The organism is Phenylobacterium sp., assembly GCF_004299445.1.
In the GTDB taxonomy this organism is placed as follows: Bacteria; Pseudomonadota; Alphaproteobacteria; order Caulobacterales; family Caulobacteraceae; genus Phenylobacterium.
In genome coordinates, this window is sequence record NZ_SCTC01000037.1 from 1 (window position 1) to 21,808 (window position 21,808).

The 21,808-nt window shown below is 69.2% G+C and carries 23 protein-coding genes and 1 tRNA gene; 14 read left to right on the forward strand and 10 right to left on the reverse strand.

Annotation, left to right across the window (positions count from 1 at the left end; translation table 11 throughout):
* The 4 genes from EPN98_RS08925 to aroA form a co-directional block, all read right to left on the reverse strand.
* Positions 1-1,680, reverse strand: a 1,680-nt coding sequence (locus EPN98_RS08925) for a DUF3857 domain-containing protein (protein WP_293362337.1), incomplete at its 3' end; no start/stop codon positions are given.
* A 178-nt stretch (positions 1,681-1,858) separates the two neighbouring features.
* A complete protein-coding gene (gene rpsA / locus EPN98_RS08930) occupies positions 1,859-3,568 on the reverse strand; it encodes a 30S ribosomal protein S1 (RefSeq protein ID WP_293362338.1) in 1,710 nt (569 codons plus the stop codon).
* 177 nt (positions 3,569-3,745) lie between these two features.
* Positions 3,746-4,402, reverse strand: coding sequence for a (d)CMP kinase (gene cmk, locus EPN98_RS08935; protein ID WP_293362339.1), 657 nt, complete (start codon positions 4,400-4,402; stop codon positions 3,746-3,748).
* Complete coding sequence (gene aroA / locus EPN98_RS08940; protein ID WP_293362340.1) at positions 4,402-5,754, reverse strand: 3-phosphoshikimate 1-carboxyvinyltransferase; 1,353 nt, start codon at positions 5,752-5,754, stop codon at positions 4,402-4,404. Before aroA ends, cmk begins: the two co-directional genes overlap by 1 nt.
* A gap of 121 nt (positions 5,755-5,875) precedes the next feature.
* Between aroA and EPN98_RS08945 the strand changes: the two genes are divergently transcribed.
* The 10 genes from EPN98_RS08945 to EPN98_RS08990 all read left to right on the forward strand — a co-directional run bounded on the left by EPN98_RS08945 (position 5,876) and on the right by EPN98_RS08990 (position 12,195).
* A complete protein-coding gene (locus tag EPN98_RS08945; RefSeq protein ID WP_293362341.1) occupies positions 5,876-6,337 on the forward strand; it encodes a TIGR02300 family protein in 462 nt (153 codons plus the stop codon).
* Positions 6,338-6,473: 136 nt separating this feature from the next.
* Positions 6,474-6,549: transfer RNA gene (locus EPN98_RS08950), tRNA-Ala, on the forward strand.
* 47 nt (positions 6,550-6,596) lie between these two features.
* Positions 6,597-7,217: a hypothetical protein gene (locus EPN98_RS08955; protein ID WP_293362342.1), complete on the forward strand. Its 621-nt coding sequence runs from the start codon at positions 6,597-6,599 to the stop codon at positions 7,215-7,217.
* Between the two features lie 2 nt (positions 7,218-7,219).
* Complete coding sequence (locus tag EPN98_RS08960; RefSeq protein WP_293362343.1) at positions 7,220-8,578, forward strand: hypothetical protein; 1,359 nt, start codon at positions 7,220-7,222, stop codon at positions 8,576-8,578.
* A gap of 66 nt (positions 8,579-8,644) precedes the next feature.
* Complete coding sequence (locus EPN98_RS08965) at positions 8,645-9,166, forward strand: hypothetical protein (protein ID WP_293362344.1); 522 nt, start codon at positions 8,645-8,647, stop codon at positions 9,164-9,166.
* A gap of 53 nt (positions 9,167-9,219) precedes the next feature.
* Entirely contained in the window at positions 9,220-10,179 is a 960-nt protein-coding gene (locus tag EPN98_RS08970) for a glycosyltransferase family 2 protein (protein ID WP_293362345.1), read from the forward strand.
* Positions 10,179-10,907, forward strand: a complete 729-nt coding sequence (locus tag EPN98_RS08975) for a class I SAM-dependent methyltransferase (protein WP_293362346.1) — start codon at positions 10,179-10,181, stop codon at positions 10,905-10,907. Before EPN98_RS08970 ends, EPN98_RS08975 begins: the two co-directional genes overlap by 1 nt.
* Positions 10,908-10,917: 10 nt before the next feature.
* Positions 10,918-11,307: a GtrA family protein gene (locus EPN98_RS08980; protein ID WP_293362347.1), complete on the forward strand. Its 390-nt coding sequence runs from the start codon at positions 10,918-10,920 to the stop codon at positions 11,305-11,307.
* 98 nt (positions 11,308-11,405) lie between these two features.
* Positions 11,406-11,828 carry an Hsp20 family protein gene (locus tag EPN98_RS08985; RefSeq protein ID WP_293362348.1) on the forward strand — a complete coding sequence of 141 codons (423 nt, stop codon included), beginning with the start codon at positions 11,406-11,408 and terminating at the stop codon, positions 11,826-11,828.
* 109 nt (positions 11,829-11,937) lie between these two features.
* Positions 11,938-12,195: a DUF1150 family protein gene (locus EPN98_RS08990; RefSeq protein ID WP_293362349.1), complete on the forward strand. Its 258-nt coding sequence runs from the start codon at positions 11,938-11,940 to the stop codon at positions 12,193-12,195.
* Positions 12,196-12,214: 19 nt separating this feature from the next.
* Here EPN98_RS08990 and EPN98_RS08995 read toward each other — a convergent pair whose 3' ends face one another.
* Positions 12,215-12,811, reverse strand: a complete 597-nt coding sequence (locus EPN98_RS08995) for a TetR/AcrR family transcriptional regulator (RefSeq protein WP_293362350.1) — start codon at positions 12,809-12,811, stop codon at positions 12,215-12,217.
* A gap of 149 nt (positions 12,812-12,960) precedes the next feature.
* On the opposite strand from EPN98_RS08995, the gene EPN98_RS09000 reads away from it, so the two are divergent.
* Positions 12,961-14,247: a cytochrome P450 gene (locus EPN98_RS09000; protein ID WP_293362351.1), complete on the forward strand. Its 1,287-nt coding sequence runs from the start codon at positions 12,961-12,963 to the stop codon at positions 14,245-14,247.
* A gap of 2 nt (positions 14,248-14,249) precedes the next feature.
* Positions 14,250-14,678, forward strand: a complete 429-nt coding sequence (locus tag EPN98_RS09005; protein ID WP_293362352.1) for a globin — start codon at positions 14,250-14,252, stop codon at positions 14,676-14,678.
* An 8-nt stretch (positions 14,679-14,686) separates the two neighbouring features.
* Here the strand turns inward: EPN98_RS09005 and ptsN are convergent, their stop codons facing one another.
* The 5 genes from ptsN to EPN98_RS09030 form a co-directional block, all read right to left on the reverse strand.
* The gene (gene ptsN, locus EPN98_RS09010) at positions 14,687-15,151 is read right to left on the reverse strand and encodes a PTS IIA-like nitrogen regulatory protein PtsN (protein WP_293362353.1); all 465 of its coding nucleotides are present in this window, start codon (positions 15,149-15,151) and stop codon (positions 14,687-14,689) included.
* A gap of 72 nt (positions 15,152-15,223) precedes the next feature.
* Positions 15,224-15,859: a ribosome-associated translation inhibitor RaiA gene (gene raiA, locus EPN98_RS09015; RefSeq protein ID WP_293362625.1), complete on the reverse strand. Its 636-nt coding sequence runs from the start codon at positions 15,857-15,859 to the stop codon at positions 15,224-15,226.
* 32 nt (positions 15,860-15,891) lie between these two features.
* Positions 15,892-16,533 (reverse strand): exopolysaccharide biosynthesis protein, encoded by a 642-nt coding sequence (locus EPN98_RS09020; RefSeq protein ID WP_293362354.1) that lies wholly within the window; start codon positions 16,531-16,533, stop codon positions 15,892-15,894.
* Between the two features lie 91 nt (positions 16,534-16,624).
* Positions 16,625-18,130, reverse strand: a complete 1,506-nt coding sequence (rpoN, locus tag EPN98_RS09025) for an RNA polymerase factor sigma-54 (protein ID WP_293362355.1) — start codon at positions 18,128-18,130, stop codon at positions 16,625-16,627.
* Between the two features lie 170 nt (positions 18,131-18,300).
* Positions 18,301-19,032: a glutathione S-transferase family protein gene (locus EPN98_RS09030; RefSeq protein ID WP_293362356.1), complete on the reverse strand. Its 732-nt coding sequence runs from the start codon at positions 19,030-19,032 to the stop codon at positions 18,301-18,303.
* Positions 19,033-19,112: 80 nt separating this feature from the next.
* Here EPN98_RS09030 and EPN98_RS09035 point away from each other — a divergent pair, with 80 nt between their 5' ends.
* The gene (locus EPN98_RS09035; RefSeq protein ID WP_293362357.1) at positions 19,113-19,844 is read left to right on the forward strand and encodes a YafY family protein; all 732 of its coding nucleotides are present in this window, start codon (positions 19,113-19,115) and stop codon (positions 19,842-19,844) included.
* A gap of 113 nt (positions 19,845-19,957) precedes the next feature.
* Positions 19,958-21,808: a M3 family oligoendopeptidase gene (locus EPN98_RS09040; RefSeq protein ID WP_293362358.1), complete on the forward strand. Its 1,851-nt coding sequence runs from the start codon at positions 19,958-19,960 to the stop codon at positions 21,806-21,808.

The following is a 21,808-nucleotide window of genomic DNA, read 5'->3' on the forward strand; positions in this document are numbered from 1 at the left end:
CGGCGCATCGCGGTTCGGGCCCGGCTCGCGGCGCGGGAATCCCGGCGTCTGGTTGGTCGAGGTCGAGACCTTGTATTCGCGCACGCCGAGGTCGGGGTTCTTGCGCCAGTCCAGGTCGGCGGTGCCGCTGGCGCGCAGTTCGAAGGCGTCGTTCTGGGCGTCGTCCTGCCAGTCGATCTTCTCCAGCTCGACCCAGCTCATCCCCGCCGACATCTGCTGGCGGAACGCGCGTTCCAGATCGGTGCGGGTGTTCGTCGCGACGGCCTGGCGCATGGCGTTGGCCGCGTCGCCCGTCAGGCGCGTGCTCATCGACACGCCCGCCCGCTCGTCCAGCCCCTTCGTGGCGTCGAAACGCAGCCGGGCTTCGATCATCGGGGCGTCCAGCGGCGGCTGGACGATGGCCTCTAGGTCGGCGCCGGCGCTGCGGATCGGCAGGGCCCAGCGGTGAGGCGGGGGCTTCAGGGCGTCCAGCCCGCTGCGGTCGCCGGTGCGGGTGCCGTCCAGCCAGTAGACCTTGCCGCCGACGGTGGCGCGGACGATCACGTGGTTGAACGCCGCCAGCGAGGGCAGCCGCCCGTCCATCCCGTCGCCGAACCCCAGGCTGACCAGGGCGGGCTCGGCCTCGACGCCCAGCTCCTTCAGGATCGCCAGCAGCAGCACCGTCTTGCCCTTGCAGTCGCCGAACTTGCGCCGCCACGTCTCGTCCGCCGGGGCGGGCACATAGCCGCCGTCGCCGATGCCGATGAAAAAGTAGCGGGTCTTGTCCTCGACCAGCTTCAGCGCCTCGAAGGCGCGCACCTTGGGATCGGCGCTCTTCTGGGCGATGGCGGCGATCTCGGCGCGCAGGTCCGAGGCCGGGTCGATGGTCGCGGCCCGCGCATACAAGGGCGCCATGATCTGGGAAATCTCATTCCAGCTCGCGAAGCTGGACGCCTCCAACGTGCCCAGCCGGCGATAGCGCTGGGGGGCGCCCACAGGCGGCTTCGGCGCCTGGATGTTGGTCGCGTCCAGCTCCAGGAACGTCCAGCCGTCGGCTTCGGTCTTCTTTGGCTCGCCGAAGCCTTCGGTGGTCCGGTAACGGACCGGCGTGCCCGTCGGCCACGACAGGCGCGCACGATAGCGGCTCGCCACCCCCGGGAAGGACAGGCCTTCCATGTCGTAGCTGCGGTTGCCGGCGACCGGATCGCGCCCGGCGTGGGTCCACGACGCGTCCAGAATGTCGCCCACCTGCAGGCCCTCGATCTGCTGGCTGGCGCTCATCCGCCCGTCCAGCATCGCCCGCTCCAGGTCGCGCTCGCGCCGCAGGACCAGCATCTTCTTGCCCTTGTCGAGCAGGTCGATGGTCTTGCCGTCGCGGATGATCCGCAGGGTGTGGACGGTCACCTGTTCGTCGTCGGGATCCCAGGTGACGCTGAACGAGGTCATCGAGGGCAGCCCCTCGGCCTTCAGAATCTTGCGGACGCGGCGGTTGTAGTAGGCGTCGCCCTGCGGGGTCAGGCGGCTCTGGTTGTCGTCGAGCAGCGTCTGGACGGCTGGAGCATTGTCGGCCGGCGGCGCGGGCGGCGCCTCGGCCACCTGCACCCACTTCGGCGGCGGACCGTAGGCCGGCTTGGGCGCGGCGAGCGCGGGCGCGGCGATTACGAACGCGAGGGTCAGGGTGGTGGCGAAACGCAGCAGCACTGGCGGTCCTTCGAAGGCTTCGGCAGGACGATAGAGGTCGTACCGAGAAACGGAAGCTCCTCTCCCTCTCGTCCCGCCTCCGGCGCGCGGGGTAGAGGGGATAAAGAAAAGGGCCCCCGCTCTTTCGAGCGGGAGCCCTGATCAGGTCAGCCGAAGCTCCCCGCGGGGAACAACCCGACTATTCCTTCTGGGCCTTCTCGCGGAGAGCCGCGCCCAGGATGTCGCCCAGCGAGGCGCCGGAGTCCGACGAGCCGAACTGCTCGATGGCTTCCTTTTCCTCGGCCATTTCCAGGGCCTTCACCGACAGCGACACGCGACGCGCGGCCTTGTCGACGTTGGTCACCTGGGCGTCCAGGCGGTCGCCGACGGCGAAACGCTCGGGGCGCTGGTCGGCGCGGTCACGGCTCAGGTCCGACTTGCGGATGAACGCCGTCATCGGCGCGTCGTCCTCGCCGAACTTCACCTCGATGCCGCCCGAGGTGATCTCGGTGACGGTCGTGGTGACGGTCTGGCCCTTGCGGAAGGTGTCGCCTTGCAGCGGGTCACCCGACAGTTGCTTGATGCCGAGCGAGATGCGCTCCTTCTCGACGTCGACGTCCAGGACGCGGGCCTTCACGGACTCGCCCTTCTGGTACTTGGCGATGGCTTCTTCGCCCGACACGGCCCAGTCCAGGTCGCTCAGGTGCACCATGCCGTCGATGTCGTTTTCCAGGCCGATGAACAGGCCGAACTCGGTGGCGTTCTTGACCTCGCCATCGACGACCGAGCCGATCGGGTGAGCCGCCACGAAGGCTTCCCACGGATTGGCCAGGGCCTGCTTGAGGCCCAGCGAGACGCGGCGCTTGGACGGATCGACGTCCAGCACGACCACGTCGACTTCCTGCGAGGTGGAGACGATCTTGCCGGGGTGGACGTTCTTCTTGGTCCACGACATTTCCGACACGTGCACCAGGCCCTCGACGCCGGCTTCCAGCTCCACGAAGGCGCCGTAGTCGGTGATGTTGGTGATGCGGCCGGTGAACTTCGCGCCCACCGGGTACTTGGCTTCCACGCCGTCCCACGGGTCGGACTGGAGCTGCTTCATGCCGAGCGAGATGCGCTGGGTGTCGGGGTTGATCTTGACGATCTGCACCTTGACGGTGTCGCCCACGGCCAGGACCTGGCTCGGGTGGTTGACGCGCTTCCAGCTCATGTCGGTGACGTGCAGCAGGCCGTCGATGCCGCCCAGGTCCACGAACGCACCGTAGTCGGTGATGTTCTTGACCACGCCTTCGCGGACTTCACCCTCTTGCAGCTGCGACACCAGTTCGGTGCGCTGCTCGGCGCGGGCTTCTTCCAGGATGGCGCGACGCGAGACGACGATGTTGCCGCGCGGACGGTCCATTTTCAGGATGGCGAAGGGCTGTTCGCGACCCATCAGCGGGCCGACGTCGCGCACCGGGCGAATGTCGACCTGCGAACCGGGCAGGAACGCCGAGGCGCCGCCCAGATCGACGGTGAAGCCGCCCTTCACGCGGCCGACGATGACGCCCATCACCGGCTCGTTCTTGGCGTAGACTTCTTCCAGGCGGGTCCAGGCTTCCTCGCGGCGGGCCTTTTCACGGCTGATGACGGCCTCGCCCATCGCGTTCTCGACGCGCTCCAGGAACACCTCGACGGTGTCGCCCACCTTCAGCGGCGGCTTGTCTTCGCCCGGCGCCGAGAATTCCTTCAGCGACACGCGGCCTTCGGTCTTCAGACCGACGTCGACGATGGCGAAGTCCTTCTCGATGGCCACGACCTTGCCGTGGACCACTTGGCCTTCCATGAAGTCGCGCCCGCCGAGGGACTCGTCGAGCAGCGCGGCGAAATCGTCGCGCGTGGGGTTCAGGCTCATATCGTCAGCCATATTGTCTTTCGTCTTCGAATGACCACGGCCCCCGCGCATCCCGAGGGATGACGGACGGAGTCCCGCTGGTCGGGTTAAGGGTTGCAACCGAAGGCGCAGTCGGCTTCCCGGAGGAAGGGCCCACGCGGTGAGATTTGCCCGCAGCGACCGAGGGAAAGGCGCGGTTGGATTTGCGGGCTAGGTCGTCTCTTGCGAGCCTTCCCAGCGCGCGCGCGCTGCCTCGACGATGCGGCGGGCTGCATCGGCGGCCTGCTCTATAGTCATTTCGGTCGTATCGAGCAACTGGGCGTCCGGCGCGGCCACCATCGGGGCGGCGTCGCGGGCGCCGTCGCGGGCGTCGCGCTTGCGGATATCGGCCAGCACGTCGTCGTAGCCGACGTCCTCGCCCTGGCCCTTGAGCTGTTTCCAGCGGCGCTCGGCGCGCACCTCCGGCGTGGCGGTGACGTACAGCTTGGCGGGCGCCTGCGGACAGATCACCGTGCCGATGTCACGCCCGTCCAGAACGGCGCCGCCCGGCTGGCCGGCGAAGGTGTGCTGGAAGTCGAGCAGGGCCGCCCGCACGGGATGGTGGATCGCCACCCGGCTGGCCAATTCGCCCGCCGCACGGGTCCTGAGCGCCGGATCGTCCAACTGCCCGGCGGTCAGGGTGGCCGCGATCGCGCCCGCCGCCCGCGGGTCGTCCGGGTCTGCCCCGGCCCGTTCCGTCAGCACGCCCACGCCCCGGTATAGGAGCCCGGTGTCCAGCACCGGCAGCCCGAACATGGCCCCCAGCCGCGTCGCGATCGTCCCCTTCCCGGACGCCGCAGGCCCATCGACGGCAATGACGAAGGCCATCAGGCGTCGACCGCTTCGCCGATCTCCGCACCCAGCCCGCGCATCATCGCGACGAAGCCCGGGAAGCTGGTGGCGATCATGCCGGGTTCGTCGACGCTGACGGGCGCCTCGGCGGCCATCCCCAGGATCAGGTGGCTCATGGCGATGCGGTGGTCGCCGTGGGTGGTGACGCCCGCCCCGCCGGCCACCAGGTGGTTGCCGCGCTTGGCGCCCACGACGGTCAGGGTCTCGGGCTCCTCCTCGACGCCGATGCCGCAGGCCGCGAGCCCCGCCGCCATCAGGGCGATGCGGTCGCTTTCCTTCACCCGCATCTCGCCGATTCCGCGCATCACGGTCCTGCCGCTGGCGAAAGCGGCGGCCACGGCCAGGATCGGATACTCGTCGATCATCGACGGCGCGCGCTCGGGCGGCACCTCGACGCCCTCGAGTTCGGAATGCCGCGCGGTGACGTCAGCCACCGTCTCGCCGCCCTCGTCGCGGACATTGGTCACCGAGATGTCGGCGCCCATGTCGCCCAGCGTCTCCAGCAGGCCGATGCGCAGCGGGTTCAGCAGCATCCCCTGCACGGTGACCTCCGACCCCGGCGTGACCAGGGCGGCCACCAGCGGGAACGCGGCCGAGGACGGGTCGCCCGGCACATGAATCTTCGTCCCGCGCAGCGTCTGGCCGCCCGGCAGGATCACGTGGCGCCCGGCGCCGAGCTCACGCACCTCGATCTCGGCGCCGAAGCCCCGCAGCATCCGCTCGGTGTGGTCGCGAGTGGCCTCGGGCTCGATCACCTCGGCGCCGCCCTCGGCATGCAGGCCCGCCAGCAGCACCGCCGACTTCACCTGCGCCGACGGCTCGGGCAGCGTGTAGGCGATCTTCCGCAGGTTTCCGCCCTTCAGCGTCAGCGGCAGGCGCCCGCCCTGGCGGCAGATCCATGTGGCGCCCATCTGGCCCAGCGGCTTCAGCACGCGGTTCATCGGCCGCCCGCGCAGAGACTGGTCGCCCGTGAACGTGACGGCCATGTCGAACCCGGCCGCCGCCCCCATGATCAGCCGCACACCGGTGCCGGCGTTGCCGCAGTCGACCACGTCGGCCGGCTCGGAGAAGCCGCCCCGGCCCTCGACGCGCCACTTGCCCCCGCCGTGCTCAGAACTTCCCAGCCGTTCCACGCCCGCGCCGAACGCGGCCATGGCCGCGGCCGTCCGCTTGACGTCGTCGCCTTCGAGCAGGCCCTCGATCTCGGTCACGCCGCTGGCCAGGGCGCCCAGGATGAGCGCGCGATGGCTGATGGATTTGTCCCCCGGAGCCCGCACGACGCCCTTCAGGGGGCCTGCGCGCCTGGCGGTCAGGTTCGCCGCCGTCATGTCTCGAAACGCGCCTCCGGATGCGGGGTGGAATGTCGGGGGCGATTGCTTTGACAGCCGGCCCCCTCCGTGGCAAGGGACGCCGCCTCCGCGGAATTTCAATATTAGAGGGTCGCCGCCTTTGGCAAATCCCGAACTGGGCACCAAGCAAATCTGCCCGAACTGCCAGGCCAAGTTCTACGATCTGGGCAAACGTCCCGCGCACTGTCCGAAGTGCGCGCACGAGTTCGATCCTGACGAAGCCGTCCGCAACCGCCGTGTCCGTGCGCGCACCATCGTGCCCGACGACGACCAGGTCGAAGATCAGGTCGCCGACAAGGACGCCGACGAGGACGAAGAAGAGGACGAGGCCGTCACGCCGGAACTGGACGAAGTGGTCGACGAACCGCCGCTCGTCACCGACGACGACGACACGGTGGACGAACCGGGCGCCGGCGCGGTCTCGGAAGACCTCGGCGAGTTCACCGACGACGACGCCGAAGCCGAGGACGACGACGTCCCGTTCCTTGAGGACGAGGACGAAGACGACTTCGACGACTCGGAAATCGAAGGCCTTCCGGGCGAGGGCGACGAGGACCGCTAATCCCCGGCTGCGCGGGTCACCAAGCCCGCGCGGACCCCGCGTCAAAAAAGCTTACAAAGTGGGCTTGATCGCGGGAACCGGTTTGAATAGGTTCCGCGCCTTCCTGGGGGCCCGCCCTTGGGAAGACCCGGACCTCGGGGCTATAGCTCAGTTGGTAGAGCGCTTGAATGGCATTCAAGAGGTCAGCGGTTCGACTCCGCTTAGCTCCACCATGGAGGCCCGCAGCTACCGCTGCGGGCCTTCTCCTTTTCGGCGACCCGTGCTCTCAACCCAGGCCTCGACGCGGCGCCGCTTCGCGCCCTACCAATGGGGCATGCTGACGCCGGCCGCACGGACGACCGCCAATGCCGCCCGGATCGCCGTGGCGGGGCTGGCCCTGCTCGCGCTCTCGGCCTGCTCGCGCCCCGACTGGACCAACCCCGAGACGTCCAAGGCCCCGCGCGCCCTGCCGCCGAACCCCAAGAAGGCGCTGCCGGGCGACGACGGGCCGGCGCCGCCCGTCCCTGCCTGGGCGGCGCCGTTGATGGGCAAGCCGCTGCGCGCGGTCTTCCCCGCGGACGGCGTCTGCATGGGCAATACCGATCGCGTGATCCGCGTTCACCGCGGCCAGCCGCCCGGCGCCGTCATCGTGGGCTGGGCCTGGGAGTATGCCGCCAAGGCGCCTGTGCCGCGCGTGGTCCTCGTGGACGCGTCGGACATCATCGTGGGCGTCGGCGAGACGGGCCAGAGCCGCCCCGACGTGCCGAACGTCGTCCCGGCCGTCACCTCGCCCACGACCGGCTGGGAGGGGATCGCCTACGCGCTCACGGGCCACGTCAGAGCCTTCGGCGTCATCGACAACGGCCGGGCGGTCTGCGCGCTGGGCGCCGTGGAGCTCTAGCCATGGCGCGCCCTCCATCTTCCCTGGCCACACAACTGGGCGAACCCGGCTGGCTGGCCTCGCTGCTGTTCGCCGCCGTCGCCACCGCCCTGGTATGTTACCCTGCGTGGCCGGGCTTCATGTCGTACGACAGCCTCTTCGCCTACCAACAGGCCCGCTACGGCGTGCAGACCATGCTGTGGCCGCCGTTGCACACCTACATGTTCCAGGTCAGCGAGCGGCTGGGCGCCTCCACCTGGGGCGTCTTTGTGTTCCAGACCGCCACGCTCTTCGCATCGGCCGCGGTGGTGCTGCACCTCTTCGTGCGCAACCGCGCCGTCGCCTTCCTGCTCTGCGTCGCGTTCGCCGCCGTGATCGCCCTGTCGCCGGCGGTGCTGGGCCCCATGCTGGCCCACTGGCGCGACGTGCCGACCGCAAGCTTCGCGTTACTGGGCCTGGCGCTGTGGCTGCTGGCGGCGCGCTATGGACAGCCGCTGCTGCTGGCGCCGGCGATCCTGGCGTTCGGGTGTGCGGTGGCGCTGCGCTACAACGCCTTCGTCCTGGTGGCCTGCCTGCTGGCGCTGATGGTCTGGTCGCCGCTGCTGGGACGACCCACCCGCTTTGCCCGTCCCTTCGTCGTGGTCTGCGTCGTCGGCGCCCTGGGCCTGGCCTGGGCCTCGACCCAATGGCGGCTGCCCGACCTGTTGCGGATGCCGGCGCCGGCCAGCCTGGGCGGCACCCAGCAGTTCGACCTTATCGGCATCTCGGCGTGCGCCGACAGGAACTACCTGCCCCCGGGCATCGCGCCGCCGGGAACCAGCGCCTATCACCTGCGCAAGGCCTACGATCCGCGCCACCTGCACATGACGCTGGCCAAGCGGCCCGGCGTGCCCGCGCTGCTCGAGGGCGAGGCCGGCGGACAGGTCCAGCGCGCATGGCTGCCGGTGATCCTGAAGGAGCCGGTTTGCTACCTCTCGCACCGCACGGCAGTGTTCGTCGAACAGATGGGAATGGCCAAGGATGGGGTGTTCTATCCCACCCACGCCGGGATCGACGCCAACAGCTTCGGCTTGACGCTCGCCCACCCCGAGCTCTCGGCCCAGGTCGTGCATCGCATCCTCGAGTCCCAACCGTCCCTGTGGACCCGGCCGTTCTGGCTGTACGTCCTGGCCCTGGTGCTGGGCGGGATGGCGGCCCTGCGCGAGCGCGCGTACGCGCCGTTGCTGCTGGCCATGCTGGCGGGGGTCTTCGCCTATCCGGCGCTGCTGTTCGTCGCCAGTCCCGCGGCCGATGCGCGCTACATCTTCCCTTCCAACGTGCTGGGCGCCCTGGTGGCCCTGGCCTCGCTGGGACTGCTGATCGCGCGACCGGGCCGACGATGACGCCCGCGGCCTTCTCCGCGCCCAGCGGTTGTGGCAATCAGCCCTCCTGACCGGGAGATCCGACCCTTGAAATCCGTTACGACGCCGCTCGCCGTCCTGGCCTGCCTCTCGCTCGCCGCCTGCGACCAGCCCAAGCCCCGACCGGCCGAGCCCGCGACGGCGGCGCCCGCCACGGCCGCGCCCGCCGCTCCGGCCGCCGCCTCGGCGAACCTGTCCAAGCGCGCCGAGATGGCCGGCTTCTCGCTGGACGTCATCAACGACGCCAAGGACCCGGTGAACACGCCCGCCAGGATCAGCGCGTCGGGGCCCGTCACCCTGACCGGCTTCGGCTTCGATCCCGTGGCCAAGGCGCCCGGCGCGGCGGTCGATATCGTGATCGATGGCGTGGCCTATCCCACCAGCTATGGCCATCAGCGCAAGGACGTGGCCGACTACTTCAAGACCCCGGCGCTCGAGAACACGGGCTTCACGGTCACCCTGCCCGCCGGCGTCATCAAGCCAGGGCCGCACCAGGCCGTCGTGCGGGTCGTGTCCGCCGACAAGACGGGCGTCTTCGACTCGGTGACTATCGGCTTCGTCGCCCAGTGACCGCGGCCCCGCCGAGCGTTTCGCCACCGAGCGTTTCGACTCAGGGCGCCCCCTTGGCCTCGCCTGCGCGGACCCGCGTCGGCCGGACGCTCAGCCTCGTCATCCCGATGCACGACGAGGCCGAGGTGCTGGACGCGTTGTTCCAGCGCCTCGACGCCACGGTGGGCCAGCTGAGCCTGGCGTTGGAGATCGTCTGCGTCGACGACGGCAGCCGCGACGACACCTGGGCGCGGATGACCGCCCGCGCCGCCGGGGACCCGCGCATCCGCCTGGTCGGCCTGTCGCGCAACTTCGGCAAGGAGGCGGCGCTGACCGCCGGTCTCGACGTCGCCCTCGGCGACCTCGTCGTCCCGCTGGACGCCGACCTGCAGGACCCGCCCGAGCTGATCGCCGATTTCGTGGCGCTGTGGGAGCAGGGCTACGACGTGGTCTACGGCGTGCGCGCCGACCGGTCGTCCGACACTCGCGCCAAGCGCTGGACGGCGGGCTTGTTCTATCGGTCGTTCAACTGGCTGGCCGAGCGCGAGATCCCGGCCTCCACCGGGGACTTCCGCCTGATGGACCGCGCGGTGGTCGAAGCCCTGAAGGCGCTGCCCGAGCGCAACCGGTTCATGAAGGGACTGTTCGCCTGGGTGGGCTTCCGCCAGGTGGGCGTGCCTTACGTGCGGCCCGAGCGCGTGGCGGGGACCAGTTCCTTTCCCTATCGCCGCCTGTTCCGCTTTGCGCTGGACGGGATGACCTCCTTCTCGACGGCCCCCCTGCGGGTCTGGACGGTGGTGGGCGCAACGTCGGCGGTCGTCGCCCTGCTGGCGGCGGCGATCATCGTGGTCCGGGTGCTGGTGGTCGGGCGCGACGTGCCCGGCTACGCCTCGCTGATGGTGGTGATCCTGTTCGCCTTCGCGCTGCAGATGATCGCTCTGGGCGTCCTGGGCGAGTACATCGGGCGCATGTACCAGGAGGTGAAGGGCCGCCCCATCTACCTCATCCGCGACCGCGTCGGGTTCGACGACTGATGGAACGCCGCATCTACGACCGCATGCGCGGCCTCCAGGCGACCCACTGGTGGTTCACCGCCCGGCGCGAGATCCTGTCGGCCGAGATTTCCCGCCTGCCGCTGCCCCGGCCGGCCCGCATCCTGGAGGTGGGCTGCGGCCCTGGCGGCAACCTCGAACTGCTGAAGGCCTTCGGCGACGTCCGCGCCATCGAGCCCGACGCCGAGTCCCGCGCCTACGCGGCCGAGCAGTCGGGCGTGCCGGTGGACGGCGGCCTCCTGCCCGACGGCCTGCCCGACCTGGGCGGCCTCTTCGACATGGTGGCCGCCTTCGACGTGGTCGAGCACGTGGACGACGACGCCGGCGCCGTCGCGGCCCTGGGCGCCCTGCTGAAGCCCGGCGGATTCCTGGTCACCACCGTGCCGGCCTACCCGTGGATGTGGAGCGAGCACGACGCCCACCACCACCATAAGCGCCGCTATTCGATGCCCGCCTACCGCCGCCTGTTCGACGCCGCGGGGCTCAAGGTGCGCCGCGCCACCCACTTCAATTCGGTGCTGTTCCCGCCGATCGCCGCCGTGCGCCTGGCCAAGTCGGCGGCGGGCATCAAGGGCGGCGACGACGAGGCCCTGCCGCCCGCGCCGCTCAACGGCCTGCTGCGGCGCCTGTTCGGGGCCGAGAAGGCGATCCTGCGGGCGACAGACATCCCGTTCGGCGTCTCGATCCTGCTGATCGCCGAGCGCCCATGAAGAGCGAAGGATGACCGAGCGGCCGCTCCTCCAGCAGGTCCCGCTGTTCGCCATCGTCGGCGCCGCCGCCACCCTGACCCATGTGGCCGCCGCCCTGGCGGCCCGCGAGCTCGCGGGCCTTTCGCCGATGGCGGCGAATTTCGCGGGCTACGCAGCGGCTGTCGGCGTCAGCTACCTGGGCAACGCGCGCTTCACCTTCCGCCGCGCGCTCTGGCACGGGCCGCAGTTCGTGCGGTTCGTGCTGGTGTCGTTGCTCGGCCTGGCGCTGACCCAGGGCCTCACCTGGCTGCTGGTGGAACGGGGCGGCTGGCCGTTCGGCGCCGGCCTGGCGGTGGTCGCCGTGGCCGTGCCGGCGCTGTCATTCGTGCTCCAGCGCCTCTGGGCCTTCCGGGCGCATTGATCCTTTCGATCCCGATCCCCACATAGGGAGGGTCCGGTCGAAACGTGCCGATATCGGGCGTGTCGGCCGGAGAGTCGCTTCCTGCGAGGACTCTGTGGATGAACCGTAGCCTGATCTTCGACAGTCCCTTTCTCCTGGGTTTCGAGCACACCCGAAGCCTGATCGAACGCGCGGCCAAGGCCGCCGCCGAAAGCTATCCCCCCTACAACGTGGAGGATCGCGGCGACGGCGACCTGCGCATCACGCTGGCGGTGGCGGGCTTCTCGCCCGACCAGCTCAGCGTGACGGTCGAGGACCGCCAGCTGGTGGTCATCGGCAAGCGTGACGGCGCCACGGCCCGATCCGAAGACGCCTATCTCCACCGTGGCATCGCCGCCCGGGGCTTCCTGCGAAGCTTCGTGCTGGCCGACGGCATGGTGGTGGAAGGCGCGATCCTGGAGCACGGCCTGCTCCACATCGACCTCGCTCGGCCCGAGCCCGAGAAACGCGTGCAATCGATACCGATCCGCACGGTGGGCTGAGTTGAGCAGGACGTAATACCCGGGGCGGCCGGACAAGCCGGCGTCCCATCAAATGAAGGGCCGGCTGAACCGGCGGCCTTTCGGAGCGTTGAGTTTTTTGGAGGTGGTCATGATGACGCCTATTCTTACGACTGAAGCCTTTGCCGCCTTGGGCGCGCCCAGCCTTGTCTACGTGCGGCCGATCAAGGCCGCCGAGATCATCGCCAACACGCACCCGTCCCAGATCCAGAGCTTCGAGCTCGATCCGGAACAGACGCTGTATGCGGTGCACCGCGCCGATGGCGAACGCCTCGCGATCCTGACCGACCGGGACGCGGCCATGGCCGCCGCCCTGGCGCACGAACTGGCCCCGGTCTCCGTCCACTAACCCAGCGAGGGGTTTCCGCTCACGCCCCTGCAGCCTCGTCGGTCATCAGGCCGGCGAAGACCGCGGTGACGCGTTCAATGAACACCTGGCGTTCACGGCCGTGGAGCGCCTCGCCCCGCACGAGGCGTTCCACCAGGAACCCGATGTAGGTCGCGGCGAATACGCGGGCCCGCGCATCGGCGTCCTCCCCGCCCAGCCACTGGCGGATCGGGTCCATGAAGCGGTCGTGCACCAGCACGTTCAGCAGCGGCGCGGTGGTGGGCGAAGTGGCCGCCCGCAGCAGGAACTGGAACCTGTGGGTCCGCGCCTCGTCCTCGTGAGGACTCCCGGCCAGGGTCGTGGCCAGCTCTTGGGCGATCGTCGCGCGGTCCCAGCCGCGCATCCCGTCACCCACGAACGAGGCTCTCAGCGCCTCGACGAACAGCGCCTCCTTGCCCCCGAAGTACCGCTTCACCAGGGCGACATCGACGCCGGCCTCGCGGGCGATGTCGCGTAGCACCGCGCAGTCATAGCCCAGCAGCGCGAACTGAGACTTGGCGGCCTCGAGGATCGCCGCGCGCGTGGCCTCGGCGTTTCGCTTGCGGGGCGCGGGGCGGGCGAGCAGGGCGTCGGTCATCTCACGATCCTGGCACGAACCGGCCCGACCGTCAGCCATGAAGTCAATGGGCGTTGACATGCGCCGGAAGAGGGCTCAGCTTGTCCGCTGTCATCTTGCCGAAGCTGCGCGCCAGACGCGGCCGGCGGTCTCCAACCGGGAAGAAACGAATGAACATCGCCGTGAAGGTCGCCGCCGCCGATGCGGCCGCCGAGATCGCCGCCACGCCGCTGGAGAAGCTGAACCCCGCCAAGGTGGACCGCTTCTACCACGACACGATCTGGCCGGTGTTCGAGCGCCTGCGCCGGGAGGACCCGGTCCACTTCACCCCCGAGAGCGAGTTCGGCCCCTACTGGTCGATCACCAAGTGGAACGACATCATGGCGGTCGATACCGACCATGAATCCTTCTCGTCGGCCGAAGGCATCGGCCTGGCCAACCTCGAGGCCATGAAGGAGCAGGAGCGGGTGATGGGCGAACGCCGGCGGGGCAACGCCGGCTTCATCACCATGGACGAGCCCGAGCACGGCCCGGCCCGCAAGGCGGTCAGCCCGACGGTCGCCCCCAGCAACCTGCACAACATGGCTCCGCTGGTGCGCGAGCGCGCCGGCCAGATCCTCGACAGCCTGCCGATCGGCCAGGAGTTCGACTGGGTCGACCTGGTCTCCAAGGAACTGACGGCCATGACCCTGGCCACCCTGTTCGACTTCCCGTTCGAGCAGCGCCGCAAGCTGACCTGGTGGTCGGACATGGTCATGAACATGCCTGGTCACGGCCCCGTCGAAAGCTGGGAGCAGAAGGGCGCGGCGATGATGGAGTGCTTCGGCGCCTTCGCCGGCCTCTGGAACGAGCGGGTCAACGCGCCGCCGAAGAACGACCTGATCTCGATGCTGGCGCACAACCCGGCGACCCGGGACATGTCGATGGAGACCTATCAGGGCAACGTCATCCTGCTGATCGTCGGCGGCAACGACACCACCCGCAACACCATCTCCAGCAGCGTCTATTCGCTGAACAAGTATCCCGAGCAGTACGCCAAGCTGCGCGCCAATCCCGAACTGATCCTGCCGATGGTCTCCGAGACCATCCGCTGGCAGACCCCGCTGGCTCACATGAGCCGCGTGGCGACCCGCGACGTGGAACTGGGCGGCAAGACCATCAAGAAGGGCGACCGGGTGGTCATGTGGTACATCTCGGGCAACCGCGACGAGACGGTGATCGACCGGCCCAACGAGTTCATCATCGACCGCGAGCGTCCGCGCCAGCACATGTCGTTCGGGTTCGGGGTTCACCGCTGCGTCGGCAACCGCGTCGCCGAGCTCCAGCTGACCATCATCTGGGAAGAGATCCTGAAGCGCTTCCCCGAGATCAAGGTCACGGGCGAGCCGGTGCTGAACTGGTCGGCCTTCGTGCACGGCTTCGAGACGCTGCCGGTAATCATTCCGTACCGGAATTAGCCGTGCCGCTGACCGACCCGGCGCAGGCCGAGGCGATCGAGCAAAGTCTCGAGCTGGCCGGCGAGCGCGGGGGCGACCTCACGGGGAGGGTCTATGCGCGCCTCTTCCAGCGGCAACCGCAGATGCAGGCGCTGTTCTGGCGGGACACGGACGACAGCATCAAGGGCGAGATGCTGATGCGCGCGTTCGAAGCCATCCTCGACTTCATCCGCGCGCGCCAGTTCGCCGACCATATGATCCAGACCGAGGTGGTCACCCACGCCGGGTACGACGTCCCGCCCGACGTCTTCGCCACCTTCTTCGGGATCATCGCCGAGGTGGTGGAGGAGGCCTGCGGTCCCGAGTGGTCGCCGCGGATGGCGCAGGCTTGGCGCAGCACGCTGGCCGAGCTCGACCGCTACGTGGCGCATCCTGAACGGATCACGGTGTAGATCGCGCCTCAGGCCGCCGGACGCGCCGCGTCCTGGACCAGCAGGGCATGCAGAGCGTCGGCCGTGCGGGCCTTTCGCAGCTGCTCGCGGAGCTCGCCCTGGCGCATGATCCGTGACACCCGGGCCAGCGCCCGCAGGTGATCGGCGCCGGCGTTCTTGGGCGCGAACAGCGCGAAGAGCAGGTCGACCGGCTGGTCGTCGACGGACTCGAATTCCACAGGCTGCTCGATGCGCACGAAGACGCCGCGCATGCGCTCCAGCCCGTCGAGCCTCGCATGCGGAACGGCCACGCCGTGGCCGACGCCGGTCGAGCCGGCGGCTTCCCGCTCGCTCAGCGCCTCCAGCACCTCGCCGGCGTCGAGGTGGAAATTGCGGGCCGCGATCTCGGCGATCACGGCCAGGGCCTTCTTCTTGTTGGCTGCGCTCACGCGCAAGGAGATCGCAGAGCGATCCAGCAATTCGCCGATGTTCATGGCCTTGAAAAACTAACCCCTCGATCCCCGGGCTCCCGCCTCCGCGGCGGGCGTCCGGGGTCGTCGTTGCACCTAGTGGGCCGGACCGGTGTCCTCTCCATCGACCCCGTTGCGGCCTTTGGTCCGCTCCGGATCGATCCAGCCGATGTTCCCGTCGGGGCGGCGATATACCACCGAAAGCCCGCCGTGCGCGGCGTTTCGAAACACGATTGTTTGAGCTTCCGTCAAGTCCAGTTCCATCACGGCGCGGGACACCGTCATCGAACGCACGGGCTTCTCGGTCTCGGCGATGATGATGGGCTCGGCGAAGGCGGGGGCCGCCTCGTCGACGTCTTCGGCGTCGTCGTCCAGGTCGGTCGAGGCGATGACGAAGTACGCCGCGCTCTCGGCCTGCTTGGCCAGCGCCTGTCCGTGGTGGTCGCGCAATCGGTTTTTGTATCGTCGGACGCGCTTGCTCATCTTCTCGAGCGCGACGTCGAACGCCACATGGGCGTCGCCGCCCACGCCCTGGGTCGTCAGCTGCTGGCCTGAGGCCAGGACGACAGAGCAATCTACCCTGAAGGCGCTGCCTTCTCGGCTGACCACGACGTCGGCGCCGCCGCCGTCACGGTCGAAATACTTCAGGATGCTGTTTGTAAGTTCGTCGGCGACTCGCGAACGCAGAGCCTCTCCGACATCGACATGTTTGCCGGTCACTTGGACTTGCATACCCATGACAACGCGCCTGCCAGCGAACGGTGTCAAGCGCCTGTGACGACGGTCCAGGCGTGCAGGAACATCCTGACGATAATGTGAGCCGCCAGCGCCAGGACCGAGGCGCTGGTGATGGCCAGCGCGTAGCCGATGAGCGCGATCAGGCCGTCCCGCTGGATCAGCGCGAAGGCCAGCGCCGACACCGCCATGGCGGGCAGGATGTTGCCGCCGGGGATGGGCAGGATCAGCACGAGGGCCAGCGCCAGGCACACCAGGCCGATCAGCCGCTCGCCCACCGGGCCGAACAGGAAGACCAGCCGTGGCTTGGACACGGCCTCCACCTTCTTCAGCCAGCGGATGGCGCGCGGCAGGCCGTCCTTCAGGTGCGAGGTCGAGATCGTGCGGTGCTTCACGCCCTTGGGCAGCCACGGAACCGATGCGCCGATGATCAGCTGCGGCGCCAGCAGCACCAGCGGGAAACCGAAGATCGTGGTGGCGCCCGGCGGCAGCGGCAGCATGCAGGCCAGGCCGAACACGAACAGCAGGGCGCCGATCGCACGGCCGCCGAACCGCTCGGTCAGCTGCTGAACCGAGATCGACTCCTCGTGATAGTCGGCGATGTCGGCGAGCACCGCCGACAGCGGCAGCTCGGCTTCCGGCAATTCGGCGGGGTGCACGGTCTCGGACATCTCAATCGCATCTGGAGCGCCACACGCGCTGCGCCAAGGGCTGGAAGGTCCGAGCGCGCGGAAAAGTTCAGCGATTGTGGCGTTTTGGCCCCTACGCCGGTGTCTTCAGCATCCGCCGGCGCTCGACGGACGAGGGAATCCGCATCGCCTCGCGGTACTTGGCGACGGTGCGGCGGGCGATGTCGACGCCCGCGGCCTTCAGGATGTCGACGATGGCGTCGTCCGAGTGGACGTCGTCGTCGCTCAGTTCGGCCTCGATCAGCTGCTTGATCTTGTGACGCACGCTCTCGGCCGAGTGGGCCTCGCCGCCCTCGGACGACTGGATCGCCGAGGTGAAGAAGAACTTCATCTCGAACAGGCCGCGCGGGGTGGCCATGTACTTGCCCGAGGTCACGCGGCTGACGGTCGATTCGTGCATGCCGATGGCGTCGGCGACGGTCTTCAGGTTCAGCGGCCGCAGGTGCTCGACGCCATAGGCCAGGAACGCGTCCTGCTGGCGCACGATCTCGGAGCTGACCTTCAGGATGGTGCGCGCGCGCTGGTCCAGGCTCTTCATCAGCCAGTTGGCCTGCGCCATGCAGTCGGCGACGAAGGTCTTTTCCTGGTCGGTCTTGGTCTGTCCCGAAACCCGGGCGTGATAGCGCTGGTCGACCAGCAGGCGGGGCAGGGTGTCGGAGTTCAGCTCGACGTTCCACAGGCCGCCGGCGCCTTCCCGAACGAATACGTCCGGCGCGACCGGCGTCGCCGGCTCGCCGCCGGCGAAGGCGGCGCCGGGCCGGGGCGTCAGGCCGCGGATCTCGGCGATCATCTCGCGCAGGTCGTCGTCGTCGACGCCGCACACCTTGCGCAGCGCCGCCAGGTCGCGCTTGGCCAGGAGCGGCAGGTTGTCGAGCATCGCGGCGATCGCCGGGTCGTAGCGGTTCCGGTCCTTCAGCTGGATCATCAGGCACTCGCGCACGTCGCGCGCGGCGACGCCCACGGGGTCGAAACCCTGGATCACGCCCAGCACCGTCTCGACGCGTTCGGCGGCGCACCCCAGGCGCTCGGCCACCTCGTCCACCTCGGCGCGCAGGTATCCGCCCTCGTCGACCGCATCGATCAGCATGCCGGCGATCATCAGGTCGGGCCCGCGCAGGCCCGAGGCGGCCAGCTGTTCCTGCAGGTGTTCGATCAGGGTCTTCTCGCGCGTCAGCGCCCCGTCGCCCAGCTCGCTGTCGCGGTCGAAGCTACCCCCCGAGCCGGCCTTGGACCAGTCGATGGCGCCGCCCGCGTCGGCCGCCGCGGCGTCGGCCACTTCCGGCGCGTCGCCTGTGGCGCGCTCGCCGGGCGAAGCCTCGTCATAGGTTATGTCCATGTCGGCGCGCGCGTCGGCGTCGGCCGCATGTTCGTTGGTGACCGCGCTGTCGGCGACCGGCGCCTCGTCGGCCTCATTGTCGCGCTCGTCCCGCTGCAGCAGCGGGTTGCGCTCGAGTTCCGTCTCCACGAAGGCCTCGAGCTCGAGATTCGACATCTGCAGCAGCTTGATCGCCTGCTGCAGCTGGGGGGTGATGACCAGCCCCTGTCCCTGCCGAACCTCTAGTCGTGCGCTGAGCGCCAAAGAACCCGCCCCCGTGGCCTGTTTCTTGCTTCAAGCTAGGCGGGCTTCCCCACTGACTGGTTAACGCAGGCAAATTCAGCCCGCGCGCCCTGCGCGCGCCCTTCAGGTCGGCAAAAAAGAAGGGCCCCCGCGCCTGCGGAGGCCCAGTTGGCGACAGCGCCTGCGGGGGATCAGGCGGCGACGGGCGCCCGCAGACTGGCTTCCAGGTCCCATTCGAACTCGGGGTAGAACTGGGCCATCAGTCGGTCGACATAGGCCACCAGATTGCCGAAGCCTTCGGCGCGGCGGCGGATCTCGCCCTCGAAGAACGGGGTCAGCACCCCGGCCAGCATGCCGAACACGGTGGCGTCCGCGCCGCAGGGACGCGAGCCGAACAGGTAGGGCTTGTCGCCCAGGATCGCCGACACCGCCGCCAGCGAGTTCACGGCCAGGGCCACGATCTCCAGGTCGGTGTGGCGGCCGACGCCCACGGCGCGAATGTTGTTGCGCACCTCGTTCTGCACCATCTCGCGGACGCCCTCGGGCGCGCCGTCGAAGAAGTGGGCGGGGCCCTTGGCGAAGTTGGCCGGGCAGAGCCACCGCTCGGCGATCATCGTCCAGCCGAAGTGATTCTCCATCATCCGCTCGATCGCCCAGGCCTGCGCGCGCTGCACGCCGTCCAGCCCCTCGTCGAAGTCGAGGCCGTAGGTGCGTTCCAGGAAGGCGCGGATGAAGGTGGAGTCGGCCACCTTGGCGCCGTTGATGTCGATGAACGGCACCTGCCCCTTTGGCGAGTGCTCCGGCCGCGCCAGCGCCTTCGCATAGCCCAGGCCGGCCATCTTCAGCTGCACCTCTGTCTTGGTGACATAGGGGCTGATCTCCGGGAGGCCGAACCCCTCGCCGAGCCCGTAGAGCGTGATCATCGGTTCTCTCCCTCGTCTTGACACCGGCAACTTGCCAGGGCCTTGCTGACAGCATCCTGTCAGCAGAACGGTACGCGAACATGCGAAGGGCGGATCGTCTCTTCCAGATCATCCAGATCCTGCGTCGGGGAAAGAAGCCGATCACGGCCGACGCCATCGCCGAGGAGCTCGAGACCTCCAAGCGCACGGTCTACCGCGACATCGCCGACCTGATCGGTCAGCGGGCGCCGATCCGAGGCGAGGCGGGCGTAGGCTACATCCTGGAGGACGGCTTCGACCTGCCGCCCCTGATGCTGACGCCCGACGAGATCGAGGCCGCCGTGCTGGGCGCCCAGATGGTGGCGGCCCGCGGCGACCCCGTGCTGCGCCGCGCCGCCGAGGACCTGATCGCCAAGATCGGCGCGGTGATCCCGGAAAACCTGCGCCCGCTGGTGGTCGAGCCCGCCACCCGCGCCGCCCCCAGCTGGAAGACCACGCCCGACAACATCGACATGGCGAGCGTCCGCCAGCAGATCCGCGCCGGCCGCAAGCTGATCCTCACCTACCGCGACGAGCACGAGCGCGAGACTCAGCGCACGGTCTGGCCCTTCGCCGTTGGCTACTACGAGACCACCCGACTGATCATGGCCTGGTGCGAGATGCGCTCGGACTTCCGCAGCTTCCGCACCGACCGCGTCGCCGGCGCCGAGTTCCCCGAGGACCGCTACCCGGATCGCCCGGCGTCCCTGCGCGCCCGCTGGCGCCGCCACCAGCAGGAGCAGTGGGAACGCATGCAGGCCCGGCACAAGGCCCGCGACCGCGAGCGCGCATAGCTCTGGCCGCTCGTCGCGCCTCGACACCCGCTCGCCACCGTGACTTTTCGGTAATTTGGCGCGGACCTTCCACGCCCGTAAGCGTAACGGCAGACCCTGGGGAGTTACACGCCATGAACGACGTCAGCCGCCGCGAGGCGCTGCTGCTCGCGGCCGCCGCGGCCTTCGCGCCCGCCGCCGCAAACGCCGCGGATACGGCCCTGCCGACCGTCTGGGACCTTACCCATCTCTATCCGACGCCCGAGGCCTGGGAGACCGAGCGCAAGGCTGTGGAAGCCGCCCTCTCCGGCATCGCCGCCTATAAGGGCCGGTTGGGCGAGAGCGCCGCGACCCTGAAGGCCGCGATGCAGCTGATCTCCGACATCACCAAGCGCGTGGCGCGGCTGTTCGTCTACGCCACGCTGAAGGGCGACGAGGACCTGCAGGTCGCCGTCGACCAGGAGCGCCGCCAGAACGCCCAGGCCCTCAGCGCCAAGCTGGGCGAAGCCACCGCCTGGACCAGCCCCGAGCTGCTGCGCGTGGGCCGCGAGAAGATCGAGGGCTTCGTGAAGGCCGACCCGGGCCTTGAGAAGTTCCGCTTCGGGCTGCTGGACACCCTGCGCCAGGCCGACCACACCCTGGACGACCAGGGCGAGGCCCTGCTGGCCGCCGCCGGCAATCCGCTGCAGGGGCCGCGCAACATCCGCACCCAGCTGGTCGCGTCCGACATCCCGTGGCCCACCGTCGAGGTGGCCGGCGAGAAGATCCGCCTGGACCAGCAGGGCTACACCCGCGCCCGCACCGCCGCCGACAGAGCTGAGCGCAAGAAGGTGTTCGACACCTTCTTCACCGCCTTCAAGGGCTTCGAGAGCAGCCTGGGCGCGGCGCTGTCGGCCAAGGTCAACGGCGACATCTTCAACGCCAAGGCGCGCAGGTACGAGAGCAGCTTGGCCGCCGCGGTCGATGGCCCCAACATCCCGCAGGCCGTCTACCGGACCCTGATCTCCGAGGCGAACCGCGGCCTGCCCATCCTGCACCGCTACTTCGAGCTGCGCCGCCGGCTGCTGGGCCTGTCCGACATGGGCTACTGGGACCTCTACCCCCCGGTCACCAAGCTGGACGCCAGGTTCGACCTGGCGGCCAGCCGCAAGCTGTCGCTGGAGGCCATGAAGCCGCTTGGCCCGGAGTACGGCGCCCTGTTCGCCGACGCCACGTCCAAGCCCTGGGTCCACGTCTATCCGCAGAAGGGCAAGCGGCCCGGCGCCTACGTCTTCGGCGCAGCCTACGACGTCCACCCGTACATGCTGCTGAACCACACCGACAACTACGAGGGCCTGTCGACCTACGCCCACGAGTGGGGCCACGCGATGCACACCCTGCTGGCCCAGAAGGCCCAGCCGTGGGAGCTGGCGGGCTATCCCACCTTCACCGCCGAGGTGGCCTCGACCGTCAACGAACAGCTGCTGGTCGCCCACATGGTCAAGGCCGCAAAGACCAAGCCCGAGAAGCTGTTTTACCTGGACCGCGTCTGCGAGATGATGCGCGCCACCTTCTACCGCCAGACAATGTTCGCCGAGTTCGAGCTGGCCATCCACGAGACCTCCGAGAAGGGCGAGGCCCTGTCGGGCAAGCGCGCCTCGGCGATCTATCTCGACCTGCTCAAGCGCTACCACGGGCCCAAGGTGCAGATCGAAGACGTCTACGGCCTGGAGTGGGCGCTGCCCGGCCACTTCTTCGACTACAACTTCTATGTCTACCAGTACGCGACCTCGGTCACGGCCGCCTCGGCCTTCGCCGAGCGCATCCTGGGCGGGGGTCCGAAGGAGCGCGACGCCTACCTTGGCGCGCTCAAGGCCGGCGGCTCGGACTATCCGGTGGATGTGCTCAAGCGCGCCGGCGTCGACATGACCACGCCCGAGCCGTTCCGCGCCATGCTGGGCAAGTTCGAGAAGACTCTCGACGAGATGGAAAAGCTGATCGCCTGA